The organism is Tenacibaculum sp. IB213877 (assembly GCF_034043975.1).
Taxonomy (GTDB): Bacteria; Bacteroidota; Bacteroidia; order Flavobacteriales; family Flavobacteriaceae; genus Polaribacter.
This window is the reverse complement of sequence record NZ_JAXCHH010000004.1, coordinates 383,588-404,702: the sequence shown is the minus strand read 5'-3', so window position 1 is coordinate 404,702 and position 21,115 is coordinate 383,588. Positions and strand designations below refer to the sequence as shown.

The following is a 21,115-nucleotide window of genomic DNA, read 5'->3' as shown; positions in this document are numbered from 1 at the left end:
AAATAACAATCTTATTGGGTTGTTGAAATGATTTTATCGAGTAATTTGAAGAGAGCTTGGACTGGTTTGTGTAACGTTGTACTCAAGAGCAAAACAACCGTCGCCTTCTTGAGGTTTACCTCCTTGTAAATAATTATATTGTTGACCGCTACATACGCATTCAATAATTAAACCATCAAAGTCCATAGCAGTTGTACAGTCTTTTTCAGGACATTGTAAATCAAATGCTTTAAAAGATGAATTGCCACGAATAATTAATATATTTCTACCGCTAATATTAGTTTTTGTATACCCGTTAGGTACTTGTAAATCAATAAACTCCGGATTGCTCAAATTTATGGTTTCATTTACAGAAATACCCGGAAAGCAATCGTTAATAACACGTTCACTACCGCAACTGAATATTGTTAAACAACAAATAATTAAAAAAACTTTTTTCATTTAAATTAGATCTTCTGTTTTAACACAACGTAACGAATTTACAAATATTTTGTACATTTGTTACAGATCTCATTCCGAAAGGGTATGAGATTTTTTAAATTTTAGAGATTATGAGTAATATATCATATTATACCGAAGAAGGATTAAAAAAACTAAAGGATGAATTGGCTCACTTAGAACAAGTAGAGCGTCCTAGAGTGTCACAAGAAATTGCTGATGCACGAGATAAAGGAGATTTGAGTGAGAATGCAGAATACCATGCAGCAAAAGAAGAGCAATCGTTGTTAGAAACAAAAATTGCCAAATTAAAAAATGTGGTAGCTAACGCAAGAATTATTGATGAAAGCCAGTTAGATACCTCAAAAATTTTAATTCATTCCATCGTTAAGTTAAAAAATACTACCAACGGAATGGAGTTTACGTACACTTTAGTTGCTGATAGTGAGAGTGATGTGCGTAACGGAAAATTATCTGTGAATTCACCAATTGGTAAAGGATTGTTAGGTAAAACGGTGGGTGATGTAGCTGAAATTCAGGTGCCAAATGGTATTATGAAGTTTGAAATTTTAGAGATTTCAAGATAAGATATAAATAAAAAATATGTAAAATTTATTCGGGTTTTGACATAGTCAAAACCCGAATTGTTTTTTATATTTACTACTGATTGTCATTCCTGCGTAGACAGGAATCTAATTATAAATATTACAAAACCATGGCAAGTATTTTTACCAAAATAATAAATGGCGAAATTCCGTCATATAAAGTAGCAGAGAATGATGATTTTTATGCGTTTTTAGATATTAATCCGAATGCTGCTGGACATACGTTGGTAATTCCGAAAAGAGAAGAAAACAAATTATTCGATTTAAGTAAGGAAGAATATGATGGATTAATGAGTTTTTCTTACAGAGTAGCAAAAGCTTTAGAAAAAGTAGTTGATTGTAAGCGAATAGGAATGAGCGTAATTGGTTTAGAGGTACCGCATGTGCATGTGCATTTAATTCCTATCAATACCATGGCAGATATGCGCTTTATTGATAAGGTAAAATTAACGAATGAGGAGTTTGTGGCTTTGGCAGAAAAAATTGCGAGTAATTTTAAATAAAAATATTATCATTACTAGGTAGACAGAAATATTTTTATATAGATGAGACTATGCAATATATTGAATAACTGTTAGATTGTATTTAGTATAATCTCAAACGTAGTTCCTTTACCTAGTTCAGATTTTTGAACGAAAATCTTTCCTTTGTGATAATCTTTAATAATTCTTTTTGAGAGAGATAAGCCTAGGCCCCAACCACGTTTTTTAGTAGTGAATCCGGGTTTGAATATTTGTTTAAACTGCGATTTAGGAATTCCTTTTCCTGTATCGGTAACGAGTATCTTTACTTTTTTATCACTTTCAAAAATGGAGACACTCACAGCGCCTTTTCCTTGCATCGCATCTATGGCATTTTTAATCAAATTTTCTATTACCCAACCATAAAGTTCTGTGTTTAAGTTGCTTTCTATCACTTCTTTTGATGTTGAAAATGAAAAAGAGATTTGTTTTGAACTTCTAGATTCTAAATAATCATACGCTTTTTTGGTAATTTCTACTATATTTTGAGGTTTGAGTTCGGGCAATGAGCCTATTTTTGAAAACCTATTGGCAATGGTACTCAATCGGTTAACGTCTTTTTCTATTTCATCCACATAATCTTCGCTAATATTTTCGGCACGTAAAATAGCTATCCAACCCAATAAAGAAGATAACGGAGTGCCAATTTGATGCGCTGTTTCTTTAGCCATTCCTGTCCAAAGTTTATTCTGCTCTGCAATTTTATTGGAATTAAAGAATAAGTACACAACCGTTAAAAATAATCCTAAAATTAATAGAAGAGCCAGCGGATAATAAGTGAGTTTGTATAACAGATCTGAGTTTCTATAATACACAAATTGCTTTTTATTTTTTAAATAATTGATAACAATAGGCTGATTTTGATGTTTCATCAGCTGTAGCTGATTTTGAAGATACTTTTTATCTGTAGATTTTACAGAATCTAGGTTATGTGATGAAATAATATTTTCTTTATCATCAGTTAAAATAAGAGGGATATCTTTAATGTTTTCAAAGACTTTTGTTTCTAGATTAAAACTGGCATTTAAATCGGTATTACTTTCAAATTCTTTAATAGCCGAAGCAAAAATTTCCATTTTAGCTCTTTCATCTTGTTTAAATTTTTGAAAGAAAATATAGGTGTTCCATAAAATTAAAGAAACAATAAAAAACGATACCAGTATGGTAATACGTTTTACCCAAAAAGTATTGCTTAAAAAACTCATTAGCCAAATATAAACTATTCTTTGCTATAACTTAATTTCTAAAAGCGCAGTATATTTACATAGAATAAAAACAAAAAATAAAATGTTATCAATCAATCCTAAAGATATTTCAATACCAAAGTTACATGCTTATTTGTTAGGAGCAGTAGCACCAAGACCTATAGCTTTTGCAAGCACTATAGATGTTGATGGAAATCCGAATTTATCTCCTTTTAGTTTTTTTAATGTTTTTGGAGCAAATCCGCCTATTTTGGTTTTTTCACCTGCAAGAAGCGTAAGAGATAATACCACAAAACATACGTTAGATAATGCAGAAGCGACTAGAGAAGTGGTAATTAATGCTGTAAATTATGATATCGTTCAGCAAATGTCATTAAGTAGTACGATGTACCCTAAAGGAGTAAATGAGTTTGAAAAAGCAGGATTAACCATGTTACCTTCGGATGTTGTAAAACCTTTTAGAGTGGCAGAATCACCTGTGCAAATGGAATGTAAAGTGATTGATGTAATACACACAGGAAAAGAAGGAGGAGCAGGTAATTTAATTGTTTGCGAAGTAGTAAAATTACATATTAATGAAAATGTTTTAGATGAAGAAGGGCATTTAGATCATTACAAGTTAGATTTAGTAGCCAGAGCAGGAGGTAATTTTTATTCACGTGCAAGAGAAGGTTTTTTTGAAATCCCTAAGCCATTAACTACGTTAGGTATTGGAGTAGATCAAATTCCTTTAGAAATAAGAAATAGTAAGATTTTAACAGGGAATAACTTAGGTGTGTTAGGGAATGTTGAAGTGTTGCCAATTAAAGAAACTGTTGATAACTTTGCAAAAGAACATCCGCAATTTGTTGGTATTTCAGAAGAAAAAAAACATACATTTGCACAAGAATTTTTAGAAAATAATGATGTAGAAAGTGCTTGGAAAGTGCTTTTAATTAAATAGATACGTAATGGAAGTAATTGGGAAAATTAAATTAATTAACGAAACACAAACCTTTGGAAGTAACGGTTTTAGAAAGCGTGATATGGTGGTAACTACCGATGAACAATATCCGCAAATGATTTTGATTGAATTTATTCAAGATAAATGTGATTTATTAAACAGTTTTCAAGTAGGACAAGATGTAAAGGTGTCTATTAACTTACGCGGTAGAGAGTGGATAAACCCACAAGGAGAAGCAAAATACTTTAATTCTATTCAAGGATGGAGAATTGAAAGTTTAGCTGCGGGAGCTCCAGGTAATGTTCCTCCAGCACAATCATTTGAGCCTGCACCAGATTTATCTGCTGACGAACCAGATGATTTACCTTTTTAAGAAATTTGAAGTTTTTTTAACATTCAAGATATAAAACAAAAAGAGCGCAATTTGCGCTCTTTTTGTTTTATTATGATTATTTACCTTTTACCTTATTCTTATAAGCAAAGTAAAAAGGCCAAAAAAAGAAATTTATTTCTTTTCTTTTTGAGGCATAGGTCCTCTTAAATGGATAATTAAACCATTTAAAAAGTTTCTTAAAAACTGATCTCCACATTCCATATACTTTGGATGATCTTCTTTTCTGAAAATTGCATTGATTTCAGATTTTGATACTTTAAAATCAACCAAAGCACAAATATCAATAATATCAGTATCACGTAGTTGATGTGCTACTCGTAGTTTTTTAAAAATATCGTTGTTTGTTAATCCCATTTTTATAATTTAATTTACCATACTAAAAATTGCCCATGCGTAAATTGCAAAACGCAAAAAACGGAATAGACCAAAAGTTATTACTCCTTTTAAAGGATATTTTATCATACCTGCTGTTAAGCAACTTATGGCAAAAGGTAAAGGCAAAAGTGCACCTACTAAAATTAAAAAACCACCCCATTTGCTGGTGTTTTTTAAGTGCATTGCCATTTTTACTTCTAAATATTGTTTTACAGCAGCAATTTTTAAGGAAGATCTGCCAATAAAATAAGCAGTTATTCCTCCTAAATATGAAAGAGTTGCTAAAATTGCCAAGTTAATAAGTGGTTCTGATGTTTTCTTAGACCATGCAATAAAAATTTCAGGAGGAATTAACCCTAAAATAGTTTCAGAAATAAAAAATGAAGTAAAAATCCCTATAGGAGAGAAAGTTTCTGTCATTTTATGCAAGCCGTCATTTATATTATAGACGTATTTATTTATCAGTATAAGTGCTATAATTACTAAAACTACAGGTAAAAAAGCCTTTTTTACACTTTCCAGAATAAACATATAAAAACCTGTACGCTTATAATAGTTATGTAAACGTTTGGCATGCGGCTTTTTATTTCCCTTTCTTTTTTTTTGTTTCGACATGGTTTCCTTCCTCAAATTTTAAGGTGCAAAAATACTACCAAAACAAAGTATAAACCAAGAAATTAACGTTTATATTTTGCTATTGCAGCTTCTGCACAACGCTCTCCATCCATAGCTGCTGAAATAATGCCACCTGCATAACCACCACCTTCACCACACGGAAAAAGACCTTCAATTTGTGGGTGTTCTAAATCTTCATTTCTTGGAATGTTAACCGGTGATGAGGTACGAGATTCCACCCCGATAATATTTGCTTCTTGTGTGTAATATCCATGCATTTTTCTACCAAAAGCAGCAAACCCTTTGCGTAATCTACTTCCAATTAATTTAGGTAATAATGAATGCATTGGAGCAGAGTTTAATCCTGGTTGATAGGAAGATTCATTTAAGGATAATGATAAGCGACCTTCAACAAAATCGGTAAGTCTTTGAGCTGGTGCAACCTGACTTTTTCCTCCAGCATTAAAAGCTAATTTTTCCAAATCCTTTTGAAACTCTAATCCTTTTAAAGCACCAAAATGTTCATATTTTGGTAAATCTTTATCCACATTTATTTCTACAACAATTCCAGAGTTTGCAAATTTGTTGTTTCTTCGAGAAGGAGACATTCCGTTAACCACTACTTCGCCATTGGCTGTTGCTGCCGGAACTATAAATCCACCAGGGCACATACAAAATGAATATACACCACGGTTGTTAACTTGATGCACTAAACTATAGGCAGCAGCAGGTAATAATTCATCACGTTGACCAGAACAACTATACTGAATTTGATCTATCAGTTCTTGAGGATGTTCTACACGAACTCCCATGGCAAAAGATTTAGCTTTGATTAAAATTTCTTTTTTGTGTAATAGTTCAAAAATATCTCTTGCTGAATGTCCTGTTGCTAAAATAACCGAGTTCACAGCCATTTCCTTTCCGTTTTGTAAGATGATGGCTTTAAGTTTATTATTGTTTATAACAAAATCAGTAACGCGTGTTTCAAAATGAACTTCACCACCGTATTTTAAAATAGTTTCACGAATATTTTGAATGATTTTTGGTAATTTATTAGTTCCAATATGTGGATGAGCGTCTACTAAAATTTGATCGGTTGCACCGTGGTATACTAAATTTTCAAAGATTCTGCGTACATCTCCTCTTTTCAAACTACGAGTATATAATTTTCCGTCAGAGTAAGTTCCTGCACCTCCTTCACCAAAACAATAATTAGAATCTTCGTTTACATCATGAAATTGGTTAATGGCACGTAAATCACGTCTACGATTCTGTACATTTTTCCCACGTTCTAATACAATAGGTTTGTAGCCTAATTCAATACAACGAAGCGCAGCATACATTCCTGCAGGACCAAACCCGATGATATGAATTTCCTTAGCATTCGATACATCTTTGTAATCAAAAACATAATCTGGAGCATCTGGTAAAGGTTCATTAATATACACCGCAACTTTATAGTTGAAAATGATCTCTTTTTTTCGAGCATCAATAGATTTTCTTAGTACTTTAATTCCTGAAATATCAGAAACAGCAATATTTAATTGCTGTGAAGCTTTTTTTTCTAAAATTGAAGCGATGCGTTCTTCAAATAAATTAATGCGGAGTTGAATCTCTTTTACCATGCTGCAAAATTAGTTAAAAACCCATTGAGTCTATTTGATTATTTTAGCAATATGATTTGGATAACAAATAAACTTGAATTTCCATCGTCTGAATTAGCAACCGAAGAGGGAATATTGGCCTTGGGAGGAGATCTATCTACAGAAAGATTAATTTTAGCTTACTCAAACGGAATTTTTCCGTGGTTTAATGAAGGGGAGCCCATTGTTTGGTATTCACCCTGGGAACGTATGGTGTTGTTTCCTAAGGAGTTGAAAATATCCAAATCGATGAGGCAATTGATGCGTAAAAATAAATTTACCATTACCGAAAATACTGCTTTTAAAGAGGTGATTTTTAACTGCAAACATATTGATAGAAAAGATCAACCTGGAACATGGATTACCAATGACATGGAACAAGCTTATATTAATTTGCACAAAAAAGGAATTGCAAAATCTGTAGAAGTGTGGTTTGAAGGTAAATTGGTAGGTGGTTTGTACGGAATTGATCTAAAAAATGGTGTTTTTTGTGGAGAAAGTATGTTTAGTAAACTAAGTAATACCTCAAAACTAGCATTTATACACTTAACTCAAAATTGCGGATACAAACTCATCGATTGCCAAGTGTACAACGAACATTTAGCAAGTTTAGGAGCCAAAGAAATACCCAGAAAAGAGTTTTTGGAATTTTTATAGAGATTTTTATATTACTAATAAAGTAAGAGCTGTGAAATTTGAATAAAACGTCTCTTTTTTTTAGTTTTCAAAAAAATAATTAATAAACATCCATCCCATTCGGCGAGAAAAAATAACCATTCATCTATACAAATAATTCATTTCGGCGATTTTGTTAGTTTAAATCTATTAATTCTTATAACTTTGTAATCACTTAAGAGACGTCTTAAGTTCTTTTTCATAGCAATTTTCCCACTCAATTCTTTTGAGTGGGTTTTTTATTTTATAAGAATTATTGTTTTAACACAGAAAATTCAATTGAACTATCCGTAAAAACACTATGTGTTTGTGTTTTAAAATCTTTTTCGTCTGCTTTGTAAATGTTGTCTACATAAGTTTGCGGATTCAAATCGATTAAAGGAAACCATGTGCTTTGTATTTGAATTTGTAGTTTATGACCTTTTTTAAACGTGTGAAAAACATCTTGAAGCTTAATATTTACATCTGTTTTTTTGTTGGGTGTAAATGGTTCCGGATTTGAAAAACTGTTTCTAAAACGACCGCGCATTACTTCACTACGAACCATTAAATGATAATTGCTCAGTTTTAAATGCGGTTGCATTTCTTTATTATCATTTTTTAAATCCGCAGGATGCACGTCAATTACTTTTACAATCCAATCGGCAGCAGTACCTGTAGTTGCTACTTTTAATTTTGCTAAAATATCACCAGCAAGCGTAAAATCTTCTGTTAGTACATCGGTTTCAAAAACCAATACATCGGGTCTTCTGGCAGCAAAACGCTGATCGTCGGTCATGTATTTTCTGGGTGTAAATACGGTTTTAATATCTTCGGAATAAGGAACAGGACGCTTAATGTCACTAATGAAATTAATTTTTGCTTCTGATTTTTTATTCGAAGTTAACTCTTGATTTTCTGACAAATAAAAAAATTGTTTTTGAGTGTTTTGAGGAGGCCAAACATCGTACGATTTCCATTCTTTTTTACCAGTGTCAAAAACATAGGCTTCTGGCAATCCACTGTTTTTAGAACCGTCTCCTTTTAAAAAGTGATTGAAGAATTTAGTTTCTACTTCTTTTTGGAATTTTAATGAGATGGAATCTCCAAAATAATAATTACCCACAGCATTTTTAACTTTGCTTCTAGACCAACCTCCGTGATCCCAAGGGCCAAAAACTATTGTGTTATAATTTTCTGGTTGATGTTTTTCAATGCCTTTGTAGGTTTCTAACGGACCATACAGATCTTCGGCATCAAACCAACCACCAACAACCATAGTAGCTACAGTTGAAGGAACTTTATTTAAATGTTGAATGATTCCTTTGCTTTGCCATACCGAATCGTAGTTAGGATGTTCCACAATTTCTTTCCAGAAAAAATCATCAATTCTATTTTTGTTTTCTGTGGTTTTTACATCCAATCTGTCATATTGAAAATATTCGTTTAAGTTTTTAAGCGGACCTTTATCTAAGAAAAATTGATATTGATCTTGCGTTTTCATATCAGGAAAAGAATACCAAGCAGAATCTGTTGGTTGATCTTTATAGGTTCCAAATAAAGAAATAGCTTTGAAATAGCTTAATAAAAAAGCTCCGTTGTGGTGGAAATCATCAAAAAAGAAATCGCCAATGCAAGCTTGTGGTGAAGCAGCTTTTAAAGCAGGATGCGCATCAATAGTAGAAACTGTTGTATAATGTCCGGGGTATGAAATTCCCCATGTACCCACATTACCGTTATTGTTTTCTACATTTTTAACTAACCAGTCAATCGTGTCATAGGTATCAGACACTTCATCGGTTTCTTTTTCTTTTTTATTTGGAATATAGGCACGCATATTATCATACACACCTTCACTCATCCAACGTCCACGAACATCTTGATACACAATAATATTCCCTTCTTTCATTAAGTTTAGGTTAGGTCCAATTTTTTTTCTGAATTCAGTCTCTCCATAAGGACTACAACTATAAGGAGTTCGTTGTAACAGAATTGGGAAGGTTTTACTTTTGTCTTTAGGAGAATAGATGGTGGTGTGTAGTTTTACACCGTCTCTCATAGTTATTTGTACTTCTTTTTTGGTGTAGTTATCTTGTACGAAAGTGTCTTTTACATCGACTTCTTTCTTACCTTTTTTACAGCTAATGATTAAAAAAACAGAGAGTAAAAAAAGTTTTGCGTAGTTTTTCATAATGGTTTGGTTTATAAACCGATAAATATATAAAACTATCTGAGTAAAACATCGTATTTTTGCAGCGTATGAGAATAAGAAGACTTTCAGATTGGTTACCGACTACAAACAAGGAGGTGAAGTTACGAGGATGGGATGAATTAGATGTAATTCTGTTCAGTGGAGATGCGTATGTAGATCATCCGGCTTTTGGGCCTGCGGTAATTGGTCGTATTTTAGAAAGTTATGGATTGCGTGTTGCTATTGTACCACAACCGAGTGTGCATGATAATTTACAAGATTTTACTAAGTTAGGTACACCTCGCTTGTTTTTTGGAGTTACTGCAGGATGTATGGATTCTATGGTGAGTAATTATACTGCCAGTAAACGCAGAAGAGACAAGGATGCTTATACACCTAACGGCGATAAAGGTTTTAGACCTGACTATGCCACTACTGTTTATACGAAGATTTTAAAAGAGAAATTTCCAGATGTTCCTGTTTTGGTTGGAGGAATTGAAGCTTCGCTTCGTCGAGTAACACATTACGATTATTGGTCGGATAAATTAATGCCTTCCATTTTAAAAGAATCTGGAGCAGATATGTTGGTTTACGGAATGGGAGAACAACCATTGCGTGAATTGGTAGAGTTATTGCAAAAAGGAGTTCCGTTTTCTAGCTTAAAAACGATAAAACAAACAGCAGTTTTACTGAATGAGGATGAAAATGTACCGAAGAATAAAAATTGGCAAGATGTTGAAATAGCTTCACATGAAACTTGTTTGAAAGATAAAAAGGCCTATGCGGCTAACTTTAAAGTTATTGAGCAAGAATCTAATAAATTATATGCTCGTAGAATTTTTCAAAAAGTAGGTGATAAAACCTTAATGATCAATCCTCCGTTTCCAACAATGACTGAGGAAGAAATTGATGCTTCTTTCGATTTGCCATACACACGCATGCCACATCCAAAGTACAACAAGCGTGGACCGATTCCTGCGTATGAAATGATTAAATTCTCGGTTAACGTACATAGAGGATGTTTTGGAGGATGTAGTTTTTGTACGATTTCTGCACACCAAGGAAAGTTTATTGCCAGTAGAAGTCAGGAATCTGTTTTAAAAGAAGTAGATGAATTGACTAAGATGGATGATTTTAAAGGATATCTTTCTGATATTGGTGGTCCATCGGCAAATATGTACAAAATGAAAGGGAAGGTGCAGTCTATTTGTGATAAATGTGTAGCACCAAGCTGTATTTCACCGGTAATTTGTAGTAATTTAGATACGTCTCATAAACCGTTAACAGATTTATATAAAGCAGTGGATGCGCATCCGAAGATAAAAAAATCATTTATTGGTAGTGGAATTCGTCATGATATGTTAGTGCCTGAGTTCAACAAAAATGCAGATCCGAAAGAAATAGATGCGTATACCGAAGAGGTTATGACCAAACACGTTTCTGGGCGATTAAAAGTAGCTCCTGAACATACGTCTGACCCTGTTTTGAAGTTAATGCGTAAACCTTCGTTTACCTATTTTCATAAGTTTAAAGAGCGTTTTGATAAGATCAATCGTAAAAATAAACTGAATTTACAGTTGATACCTTATTTTATTTCGAGTCACCCAGCTTGTGAACCAGAAGATATGGCAAATTTAGCTGCTGAAACGAAAGACATGGGTTTTCAACTAGAGCAGGTACAAGATTTTACACCAACACCTATGACGGTAGCTACGGTAATTTATTACAGTGGATACCATCCATATACGTTACAGCCAGTTAAAACGCCAAAAACGCGTCAAGAAAAGTTAGATCAACATAAATTTTTCTTTTGGTACAAAAAGGAAAACAGACAATGGATTAAAGATAAACTTACCAATGTTGGACGTACCGATTTACTGAAAAAGTTATTACCAAATGATGACTCTTGGCGTAAGAATAAACCAGGTAAAACAAAAAACACGTTTGATGACACGGTGACTTCAGTAAAAGAATCTAGAAGAAGAAATAAAGGATTTAAAAAGAAGAGAAGGAGGTAAGGTTTACCCACAAACCTTACAATCGTCTTTGTCTTGAATTTCGCCTACTAATTTTCCTTCGTCGTTTAAAACAAATCCGCAGCAATCCATAAAACCTTTAGCAATGAGTTTACGAGCACGTTGTATTTGCGACTTTGTAGTTGGTAAACTTTGATTTAGGTGTTTGGCTACTTCTTGCTGTTTTAATCCTTTAATATCTGCTAAAAATAGAGGATCTCGGTATTTTTTAGGTAAACTTTGTAAAATACCTCGTAAACAGTCTTTTTCGGTATGTGTGGTATTATCTAAAAGTTCAGGTTCGGCTTCAAAACCTGTCCATTCAAAAGTTTGATTGGTGTTTTTAAAATGGTCAAGAATTGAGTTTCTGGCTATGGTAAATAGCCACGATTTTAGTTTGGTAATATCTTTTAATGTATGAAGTTTGGTATGTACTTTAATAAAAACATTTTGCAACAGATCATCGGTTACCATAGGATCTTTTACTTTGCTTAAAATAAAGTGTTTTACATCATCTGCATATTTTGCCCAAACTTGTTGTGTTGTCATAAGAAAAAGTAAAAACAGAAATCACTCTTATAAATTTAAAGAATAATTTCTGTTGTGGTTAATAAATTAATTTAATTAACAGTTACAATTACTACAAGTACAGTTATCGCAAGTACAATTGCTACAATTTCCTGTTTTACAGCCTTCACAATTACATGTACATTCGTTTTTATTTTTCATAATATGTATGTTTTATGTTTGTTTATTAATAAGACATAAAACTTTAGAAAAAGATGCATTTTATCTCAAATAATTTATATGAATAGCAGATTAAGCTTCGTTTTCAATACGATTTCTTTTCATTTCAAAGGCTTCAGTAGCCTCTTTTATAATTTTTAAAGTATCGGAAGCTCTATTCATTACTTTATCTAACTCTTTGTCTAAATCTTTAGATTGAATATCAAATAATTGAACTTCAACTACACCAATTTTTTCAATTAAACTTTTTTGTGTGTTTTGGATATCTTCCATTTTTACCAAAACAGAATTCATAATTTTCAATTTTTTTTCTGTTTTTTCATCCATAATTATAGTTTTTATAGTGAACTATAATATAATAAAAAATAATTTAAACAAAATTAAGATTTTGATTTTCAGTATTATAAAGTGTGAATTAATTTACTTTTTGACCTCCAACATAGGTAGCTAACACCTTTGTAGTTGGAATTTCTTCTTCAGAAACGGTCATAATATCTTTATCTAGAATGATAAAATCGGCAAACTTACCTACTTCTATACTTCCTTTTTCGTCTTCTTCAAAATTGGCATATGCATTCCAAATAGTCATTCCTTTTAAGGTGTTTTCTCTTGATAACGCATTTTCAGTTTGATATCCGTTTTCAGGATATCCTTTTAAGTCTTTTCTAGCAGTGGCTGCATAAAATGTATACAACGGACTCACATGTTCAATAGGAAAATCGGTACCTAAGGCAACTTTTCCGTATTGTTTTAATAAATTGTTATATGCATAGGCACCTTTTATTCTTTCTGCTCCCACACGATCTTCCGCCCAATACATATCGGATGTTGCATGGGTTGGTTGTATAGATGGAAGTACATTTTTAAATAAATTGAAATCTTGTAGATCAACAATTTGAGCATGTTCAATACGCCAACGTCTGTTTTCTTTTCCCTTCAAAACTTCATTATACGTTTTTAACATGATGTAATTGGCAGAATCACCAATAGCATGCGTGTTCATTTGATAATTTGATTCAGCAATTCTTTTGGCAACATTTTGAAGATTTTCATATGAGTTGACCAAGGCTCCAAAATGTCCTTTTTTATCAGAATACTCAGCTTTTAATGCAGCACCTCGAGAGCCTAAAGCTCCATCGGCATATACTTTTACTGAGCGAACGTTTAACTTATCTGTTTTTATAATACCTTTATTTAAGTAGTAATCAAGGTTTTTTTGATTGTTTGATATCATTGCGTACACACGCATTTTTAAATCGCCTGTTTGTTGTAAACTGTCAATAAGTTCAATCACTTCTTTGTCTAAACCTGCGTCGTCTACAGTTGTTAAACCTAAATCAAAACAAATTTTTTGAGCATCTATCAATGCTTGAATTTGCTGTTTTTTAGTAGGTTGAGGAATTTTAATAAAACTCATTGCATTATCTATTAGCACACCGGTAAGCTCACCATCTTTTTTAATAAATTCTCCACCATCAATTTTAGAATCTTTGTTAATACCCGCTAAATCAATTGCTTTTTGGTTGACCAACATGGCATGACCATCAATTCTTGTAATAGCTATTGGTGTATTTGGAAACAATTCATCTAATTGATCTTTTGTTGGGAATTCCTTAACTTTCCAATCATTTTGATCCCAACCTCTACCCGTAATGTATAGTGTGTTTTTATCTTTTTTGAAATCTAGTAATCGCTCTAAAACTTCATCATAGCTTTGTGTGCCAACTAAATCTACTTTTTGCTGTTGTAACCCTAAACCATAAAAATGACAATGTGCATCTATAAATCCAGGATATACTGCGTTATTTTCAGCATCAATAATATTAGAAGATTTATATTTTTTTTTGATTTCTTCATTACTGGCTACAGCTATTATTTTTCCGTTTTTTACAGCAAAACTTTGTGCGGTTTCAAAGTCTTTGTTGACGGTGTAAACTTTAGCGTTTGTTACAATTAAATCGGATTTTTCTTTGCCACAGCTAATAAATATTAAGGTAAGTAAAGATGCTAAGGAGATTAACTTTTTCATGAGTGTTTATAAATTAAATATGCTATATATAATAATAAAAACTGAAGAGGAGCTCTAATAATTGCAAGCTTCTTTGATCCAATAGCTGGTTTTTCTCTAAATAAATCCCAAATATGTATAGGAAAGAAAATAAGCATAAGGAAAAACATTCCTGCTGCAGCTTTTTTTGAAGTATTAGTAAAAATTAAACCAATACCAATAGCTAATTCAAAAAAGCCAGCTATATAATTTATGATAAGTTTTGGTAGTGGTTTAGGAATAAACCTATTAAATATTTTAGGTTTAACAAAATGCATTATACCTGCAAAAACAAAAAACAGTCCAAAAACTAAACGTAAAAAAAGTATAAGTTTAGACATAAATTAAGGTTTTATAGGCTCTTTGGTATATAAATATTTATCCATTAAATAAATTAAACTAGCCATAGAAGCGCTTCCCATTTCTAATTCACGCTTGTTTACTTTATCAAATGTATCGGTTTCTGTATGGTGATAATCAAAATAACGTTGACTATCAGGTCTGTACCCAACTAAGGTAACATGGTCGTCTTTTAACGGTCCCACATCAGCACCACTTCCTCCTGTGGTTAAATCATGTAATCCGTAAGGTGCTAATAATTTATTCCAACTTTTTACCAGAAGTGTATTTTTTTCATTTGCATCTATAGAAAACCCTCTTGGAGTATGACCTCCAGAGTCACTTTCTAATCCGCCAATATGATTTTCATTATTAAGTTTAGCCAAACGAGCATATTCTTTAGCTCCGCGCAAACCATTTTCTTCATTCATGAAAAACACAATACGTAATGTGTTTTTAGGCTGAATATTATTCTTTTTAAAAAGATAAGCAACTTCTAAAGAATGTACAATTCCGGTACCATCATCATGTGCACCTTCACCTAAATCCCAAGAATCTAAATGACCGCCAACTACCATTATTTTATCAGGATTTTCACTTCCTTTTATTTCTCCAACCACATTGAAAGATGGAGCATCTGGCAATGTTTCACAACTTTGTTTGAAATAGAATTTTAAATTCGGATTTTCTTTTAAATCTTTACTAAGGTTCTCTGCGGCTCTAGAGCTGATAGCAGCAGCTGGGATGTATTCATTTTTAGGAATATCTCCATAGCCCATACTTCCGGTATGTGGATAGTCATCAATTCCGTTGGTCATTGAACGAACAATAACTCCTTTTGCTCCGTATTTACCACAGACTCTAGCACCAGAAAAACGCTGCCCAACACAACCTCCATAGGCTTCAAAAGTATTGATTAGAGTATTGTCAAAAGCACCGTTAAAAAACACGATTTTGTCTTTTAATTCGTTACCTCTTTTTTCTGCTTCTTCAACGCTTTTTACTTCTATTACTTCACTAGTAATACCTTTAGCTGGAGTAGCAATAGAAAAACCTAAAGCACAAACAGGAACGTCTTTTTTTACACCATTTACGGTGTAATTTGCTACTTCCTTTTCTCCTCTAACCCAATGAGGAACCATAACCGGTTGTAACCAAACTGAGTCAAGACCAACTTCTTTCATCAATTTTTCTCCCCAAACTACTGCTTTTTCAGCTTCTGGAGAACCGGATAAGCGTCCGCCAATATTTTGGGTTAAATCTCGAAGCCATTCATAGGATTTTCCTTGCGTGAGTGCGGTATTGAAAAAGTTTTTTATATGAGTGCTGTCAATTTTTTCTTCAGAAGATAAAGAGTTTGAATGAGTTGTAGCTTGCTCTTTCTTTTCTGCGCATGCTACCAAAATACCTAATGCAGAAATTAGGGTTATTAATTGTTTCATTATAGTAGTTAATTTATAACCCTAAATCTACAAAAAAAAGCGACTTAAAAAAGTGCGTCAAATTTCCAGACAATTCCACCAATCACTTGAATGCCCTGAACATTATAATTGGTGAATTTTTGATAGCTGTTATTGGTAATATTGTTAACTTTTAAGAAAGCTGAAAAAATAGGATTAAAATGATAACCTCCATTAACATTTACATCAATATAACTTTTTAAATCTACTGCGGTAGGTACATCATTGTCATATATAAATCCTTTTCTATTCCCAACAAAATAAATATTAGTAGTAGCATACCATTTATCTGTTTTATAATGACCAAAAACATCAGCTTTTATTTTTGGTAAATGCCATGCTTCTTCTTGATTTAATAAGCTATAAGTATTGAACTCACTATTTAATCCAACAGTAATTTGTTTGCTAAAGTCGTATGCTATTTCACCTGAAACAGTAACGGTTTTTACATTGTCATATACTGCACTGAAAGAGTTTCCGTAGTCATAACCACTAAAAGAATAACCTGTAAGTACATCACCAGTAGTATTTCCATTTGATTTGGAATTGTTAAGGACATACAAAGGTTTATTTTCTTCATTTTTATAACTTGCTTGCACATTATAATTAATGGTATTAGACAAAATACCTCTTAAACCTCCATATATATTATAGATTTCATCAGTTTGTAAAATGGTTTGAGTAGGAGAGATGTATGGATTTTCATTGGATAAACTTTTATACGAATTGTTGTGTAAATCACCCGACGCACCCACATATAAATTAGCAAGTTTACCAATTACCGGATAATTTATTTCTACATCCGGATAAATGAAAAATTGATTTAGACTATTTTCGGTATCCATACTAAAGAAAGCTTTAGCTCCCACTTTAATATCAAATTCATTGAACTTAAAATTGTAATATGGATGTGCTCCTAAGGTGATGAATTTATACTTAACTTCATTAAAATCATCATTTTCATAAGATCTAACAAATGTTCCGCCTAAATAATCTAAAGATCCTTTTAATTGTAAGTCTTCTAACTGTAAACCAAAACGACCTAAAGGAAAAGCAAAAGTACCCTCAATACCTGCATTGAACTCACTACTTTCAAAATCATCAGTAAAAAGACTCACAAAAGCATTGGCATCTTGGGTGTAAGAATCTTGAAATTCTGCACCTCCAAAAACTTTATAATGTTTGTAAGTTTGTTGTGCTTCAATAGAATTGATAGCAATTTCTGTAAACGGAATATTTTCTGGTATTCCGTACCAATTATACATGTCTCTTTCGGCTTTGAAGCCTAATTTCCAATCAAAGTAACGTTCTTCTTGTTTGAAAAGTAAATCCAGATCAACATTGTAAAAGCTGCTACTTAGCACAGTATTTTCAACAGGGTCATTGGTGTATAAAAAGTTTAATCCGATAGAATATTCACCATCAAAAGGGGTGTTGTTATGAATGTATGCTTCAAAAAAAGGCGTGGTGTTGTTTCCAAAACCTGCGGAAAGATAATTATCAAATAAGCGCTCTTGTTTACCTAAATTAATTCCTTTTAACGTCCCGCTTTGAGGGATAAAGGTAGAAGCTACTGGAACCGATATAATTTGATATTCTAACTCTTTTTTATCAACTTCTTTTGATAGATGTATAACCGGTTTACGTTTAATTTTAAAAGCATCGGTTACTTTAGGAGCGTACGATGTAACTACATTAACAACCTCGGTTTTTATAGTGTCATTTTTTTTGGTAATAGATGTTTCTTCTTGCGCAAAAGTAAACTTGCCAACAAACATCAATAATAAGATTACATATTTTTTCATCAATTTTACTTTTGTGTGTTTACTGATTCGTTTGTTTTGGCTTCGTTGTTTTTAATATTACTGAGTTCATTTTGAGCTTCTTCAACTAAATCTTTGAATTGCGTAAAGTTTTTAATAATATTTTCTAAAATATAAGTGGCTTGATAAGCGTCTTTTAAAGCATAATAATTTTTAGCCATAATGATGTAGCTTTTTACTCCCCAATATTTGTAGTTTGAGTAATTAGCAATTAAATTTTGTACTTCTTTATTAGAATCCTCATACGCTTTTGCTTCGTGTAAAAAATAAGCATTGTAATAAAGTGCTTCTGCTTTCAGCTCACCGGTTGCAGTTTCATTTACGATAGAATAGTATTCTTCAGCAGTTAAATAATCATGCGTTTTTATAGCAGAACGAGCAATAATGATTTTTGCATCTTCTTCAACTACTTGGTCTATTTTAGCGTTGGTTAAAACTTTTTCTGCATACTCCACAGCTTTTTCATAATTAGCTTGTTGGTAATAACCTTTCATCATGTTGCTTTGAGCAAAAATTATGTTTTGCGGATAATTAGCTTCTTTTTCTAAACGCTCTAATAAAAGCATAGCGTTAGTCCAATTGTTACTTTCTAAATAAATTTGAGAAAGCTTCGCTAAAGATTCTTCTGAAAATTCATTCTTACCTTGTTCAACGACATATGAATAATGCGGAATGGTTTTTTCTTTCTGATTTTTCTTAAAATATGATTGAGCCAAATAAAAATGTGCTTTTAAAGCGTGTAATCCATTAGGAAATTCATTTAAATATTTATTGAATCCATCTATAGCTAAATCTGTACTGCCGTCTAAAAATTTATTTTCTGCTGCTTCATAAGAAGCATTGTCAATATCGCTATTAGATACATTTACAAAATGAACATTTTTTACCCATGAAGCATATTCATCAACTTTACCAATATCCACATACACATTTCTGGCATTGGTAACTGCTTGTTTTGCTTCATTTGAATTAGGGTATTTAGCAACGACTTCTTTAAACTTATTTAAAGCTTGTGTATTTTTACCTCCGTTGTAATACAATAAACCTTGACGTAATAATACGTTTGGTACATAATTACTACTTGGATGATTTTGTAAAAGTTTATTATAAGTTTCATTTGCTTTCGACGTTTTGTTCATGGTTGTGTATGTAGAGGCCAATTGGAACAAAGCATCATCTTTTAAATTAGAAGTTTCATAATTATTGGCTAACGATTGCAAATCTTTAATTTTTGCTTGATTATTGCCAGCTAATCCATTGCTCATCGCTTTTTGATACAATGCGTAATCTGCACCTACACCTCCTTCATTAATTACTTTTTCATATGCGTTGATAGCCTGTGAATAGTTTTTTGTAGCGTAGTAAGAATCACCCAAACGATTTGAAGCATCATCATTTAAATCATTATCATCTAATTGCTGATCTAAAAACTTTTTGAAAAAGGTGGCAGCACTTTCATAATTTTTCAATTTAAAATATGAGTAAGCAATATTGTAATTCAGATTTTTAGCTTCTTCTATAGAATGGTTGTTAACTGATAAGAATTCATCGAGAGAATTTTGATATTCACCCAATAAATAATCCGTTTCAGCCATCCAATAACGAGCCTTGTTTTTAATAGTATCGTTTTCTGCTTTGGTGGCAATTAAAAAATGTGGATTTGCTTGTTCTAGCTTTTGCTGATTGAAGAGCTGTATACCTCTGTACAATGATATTTCATTAGCTAGCACATCATTTTCAGTATTTTGATTTGTTTGTAAGTAATCAATAGCTCCTTGATAATCTTGCTGGTATAAATATGACGTGATTAAAAGATCACTTATTTCTTGTTTTTTTGGAGACTCAGGATATTTTGCTAAATATTCTTTTAGTACTTGTGGTACACTTTTGTATGGGTTTCCTTCTTCGTAACTTAATTTAGCATAGTTAAAATCAGCATCCGCAGTTATTTGCGGATCAAAATCCATTTCACTTGCATTCTTAAAAGCATTTAAAGCTTCAGCTTTTTTTCCTGTTTTTAAATAGCATTCACCCAAATGGTAGTAAGCATTTTGAGAAACCATGTTTTGGCCACCTATAATTTTAGTAAAATAAGCAACCGCATTTTCATAATCTTCTTTCTTATAATAAGCATACCCTAAGTAGTAATAATCGGTATTATTCCAACGTCCTTTTTTACCTTTATATTCCAATAAATATGGAATAGCTTTCTCATACTGCCCCAAATTAAAGTAACTCTCACCAATCACTTTAGAAATATCAGAAATTTGTTTTTTCTCAGCTGTTGGCAATATTTTTTCTCCAATTAGGATGGCTTTTTCAAATTTTCCACCTTTAAAAGCAATATCTAGTAAGTAATAATTGGCTTTAGATTTGTAAGTAGCATCATCAGCTAATTGGGCTAAATTATCTTCGGCTTCACCAAAGTTTTCTTGTTTGTAAGAAATATATCCGTAGTAATAACGTGCATCATTACCATATCTTGGATCTCCTAATAAAGTAGCAAATTTTTCTTTGGCACTGGTTAAATAATTAGAAACTAATAGGGCATATCCCATTTTGTAGTTCAATTCATTTCTATCTTCAATACTCAATAAATTAGGATCTGCTTTTTGATACCATTTTAAAGCATGAGAGGCTTTTCTATTAGAAAAATAATAATTTCCCACATTCATAAAAGCCATTTCTTTTTTGCTGCTATACGGATTGTTTTTAACAAACGTCATTACTTTATCATCGGCATTGGTTTGATTGAGTTTTATAGCGCACATTGCCTCATAATAATCAGCATCTGTTTTTAAATTATTATGTTTTCCGCTGCTTTTTGACACTTCAGCAAACAATTTTTGAGCGCCTGCATAAGCTTTATTGTTATACAAAGTGATTGCATGATGAAATTTTGCATCGAAATTTGATTGAATTTCTGTTTGTTGTGCCCAGGAATTCAATAGCCAAAATCCACAAAGTAAAAGAGTTAGGGATTGTTGAATTGGTTTTAATTTCATAGTTGTCGTTATATAAAGTTGATAACGTTGTTTTTTTTAAATTGTTGGATAGTTTATTCAAAAATAAAAAATGTACGGAATAATCAATAATAAAT

General features: G+C 32.1%; 19 protein-coding genes. 6 read left to right on the top strand and 13 right to left on the bottom strand.

Annotation, left to right across the window (positions count from 1 at the left end; translation table 11 throughout):
* Positions 1–33: 33 nt before the first annotated feature.
* Positions 34–441 (bottom strand): hypothetical protein, encoded by a 408-nt coding sequence (locus SLH33_RS05250; RefSeq protein ID WP_320418019.1) that lies wholly within the window; start codon positions 439–441, stop codon positions 34–36.
* Between the two features lie 110 nt (positions 442–551).
* On the opposite strand from SLH33_RS05250, the gene greA reads away from it, so the two are divergent.
* Positions 552–1,025 (top strand): transcription elongation factor GreA, encoded by a 474-nt coding sequence (greA, locus tag SLH33_RS05245; protein WP_320418018.1) that lies wholly within the window; start codon positions 552–554, stop codon positions 1,023–1,025.
* A gap of 128 nt (positions 1,026–1,153) precedes the next feature.
* Positions 1,154–1,546, top strand: coding sequence for an HIT family protein (locus SLH33_RS05240; RefSeq protein WP_320418017.1), 393 nt, complete (start codon positions 1,154–1,156; stop codon positions 1,544–1,546).
* Positions 1,547–1,617: 71 nt separating this feature from the next.
* On the opposite strand, the gene SLH33_RS05235 is transcribed toward SLH33_RS05240, so the two are convergent.
* Entirely contained in the window at positions 1,618–2,769 is a 1,152-nt protein-coding gene (locus SLH33_RS05235; protein WP_320418016.1) for a HAMP domain-containing sensor histidine kinase, read from the bottom strand.
* 82 nt (positions 2,770–2,851) lie between these two features.
* Here SLH33_RS05235 and SLH33_RS05230 point away from each other — a divergent pair, with 82 nt between their 5' ends.
* On the top strand, positions 2,852–3,712 hold the full coding sequence (locus tag SLH33_RS05230; protein ID WP_320418015.1) for a flavin reductase family protein: 861 nt from the start codon (positions 2,852–2,854) through the stop codon (positions 3,710–3,712).
* Positions 3,713–3,719: 7 nt separating this feature from the next.
* Positions 3,720–4,085, top strand: coding sequence for a DUF3127 domain-containing protein (locus SLH33_RS05225; RefSeq protein WP_320418014.1), 366 nt, complete (start codon positions 3,720–3,722; stop codon positions 4,083–4,085).
* Positions 4,086–4,217: 132 nt separating this feature from the next.
* Here SLH33_RS05225 and SLH33_RS05220 read toward each other — a convergent pair whose 3' ends face one another.
* From SLH33_RS05220 to SLH33_RS05210, 3 genes are all read right to left on the bottom strand, one after another.
* Entirely contained in the window at positions 4,218–4,460 is a 243-nt protein-coding gene (locus tag SLH33_RS05220; protein ID WP_320418013.1) for a DUF1456 family protein, read from the bottom strand.
* Positions 4,461–4,469: 9 nt separating this feature from the next.
* On the bottom strand, positions 4,470–5,096 hold the full coding sequence (locus tag SLH33_RS05215; protein WP_320418012.1) for a short-chain dehydrogenase: 627 nt from the start codon (positions 5,094–5,096) through the stop codon (positions 4,470–4,472).
* Between the two features lie 62 nt (positions 5,097–5,158).
* The gene (locus SLH33_RS05210; protein ID WP_320418011.1) at positions 5,159–6,721 is read right to left on the bottom strand and encodes an NAD(P)/FAD-dependent oxidoreductase; all 1,563 of its coding nucleotides are present in this window, start codon (positions 6,719–6,721) and stop codon (positions 5,159–5,161) included.
* Between the two features lie 51 nt (positions 6,722–6,772).
* Here SLH33_RS05210 and aat point away from each other — a divergent pair, with 51 nt between their 5' ends.
* Entirely contained in the window at positions 6,773–7,396 is a 624-nt protein-coding gene (aat, locus tag SLH33_RS05205) for a leucyl/phenylalanyl-tRNA--protein transferase (RefSeq protein ID WP_320418010.1), read from the top strand.
* 271 nt (positions 7,397–7,667) lie between these two features.
* On the opposite strand, the gene SLH33_RS05200 is transcribed toward aat, so the two are convergent.
* The gene (locus SLH33_RS05200; RefSeq protein WP_320418009.1) at positions 7,668–9,584 is read right to left on the bottom strand and encodes a CocE/NonD family hydrolase; all 1,917 of its coding nucleotides are present in this window, start codon (positions 9,582–9,584) and stop codon (positions 7,668–7,670) included.
* Positions 9,585–9,652: 68 nt separating this feature from the next.
* On the opposite strand from SLH33_RS05200, the gene SLH33_RS05195 reads away from it, so the two are divergent.
* A complete protein-coding gene (locus SLH33_RS05195) occupies positions 9,653–11,602 on the top strand; it encodes a YgiQ family radical SAM protein (protein WP_320418008.1) in 1,950 nt (649 codons plus the stop codon).
* A gap of 3 nt (positions 11,603–11,605) precedes the next feature.
* On the opposite strand, the gene SLH33_RS05190 is transcribed toward SLH33_RS05195, so the two are convergent.
* From SLH33_RS05190 to SLH33_RS05160, 7 genes are all read right to left on the bottom strand, one after another.
* On the bottom strand, positions 11,606–12,148 hold the full coding sequence (locus SLH33_RS05190; RefSeq protein WP_320418007.1) for a sigma-70 family RNA polymerase sigma factor: 543 nt from the start codon (positions 12,146–12,148) through the stop codon (positions 11,606–11,608).
* A gap of 270 nt (positions 12,149–12,418) precedes the next feature.
* Positions 12,419–12,673: a hypothetical protein gene (locus SLH33_RS05185; RefSeq protein WP_320418006.1), complete on the bottom strand. Its 255-nt coding sequence runs from the start codon at positions 12,671–12,673 to the stop codon at positions 12,419–12,421.
* An 88-nt stretch (positions 12,674–12,761) separates the two neighbouring features.
* Positions 12,762–14,375, bottom strand: a complete 1,614-nt coding sequence (locus SLH33_RS05180; protein WP_320418005.1) for an amidohydrolase — start codon at positions 14,373–14,375, stop codon at positions 12,762–12,764.
* Positions 14,372–14,734: a DoxX family membrane protein gene (locus tag SLH33_RS05175; RefSeq protein WP_320418004.1), complete on the bottom strand. Its 363-nt coding sequence runs from the start codon at positions 14,732–14,734 to the stop codon at positions 14,372–14,374. The genes SLH33_RS05180 and SLH33_RS05175 overlap by 4 nt, the downstream gene beginning before the upstream one ends.
* Positions 14,735–14,737: 3 nt before the next feature.
* Positions 14,738–16,174, bottom strand: coding sequence for a M20/M25/M40 family metallo-hydrolase (locus SLH33_RS05170; protein WP_320418003.1), 1,437 nt, complete (start codon positions 16,172–16,174; stop codon positions 14,738–14,740).
* Between the two features lie 44 nt (positions 16,175–16,218).
* Complete coding sequence (locus SLH33_RS05165) at positions 16,219–17,997, bottom strand: TonB-dependent receptor (protein WP_320418002.1); 1,779 nt, start codon at positions 17,995–17,997, stop codon at positions 16,219–16,221.
* 5 nt (positions 17,998–18,002) lie between these two features.
* Positions 18,003–21,020 (bottom strand): tetratricopeptide repeat protein, encoded by a 3,018-nt coding sequence (locus tag SLH33_RS05160; protein ID WP_320418001.1) that lies wholly within the window; start codon positions 21,018–21,020, stop codon positions 18,003–18,005.
* Between the last annotated feature and the right edge of the window lie 95 nt (positions 21,021–21,115).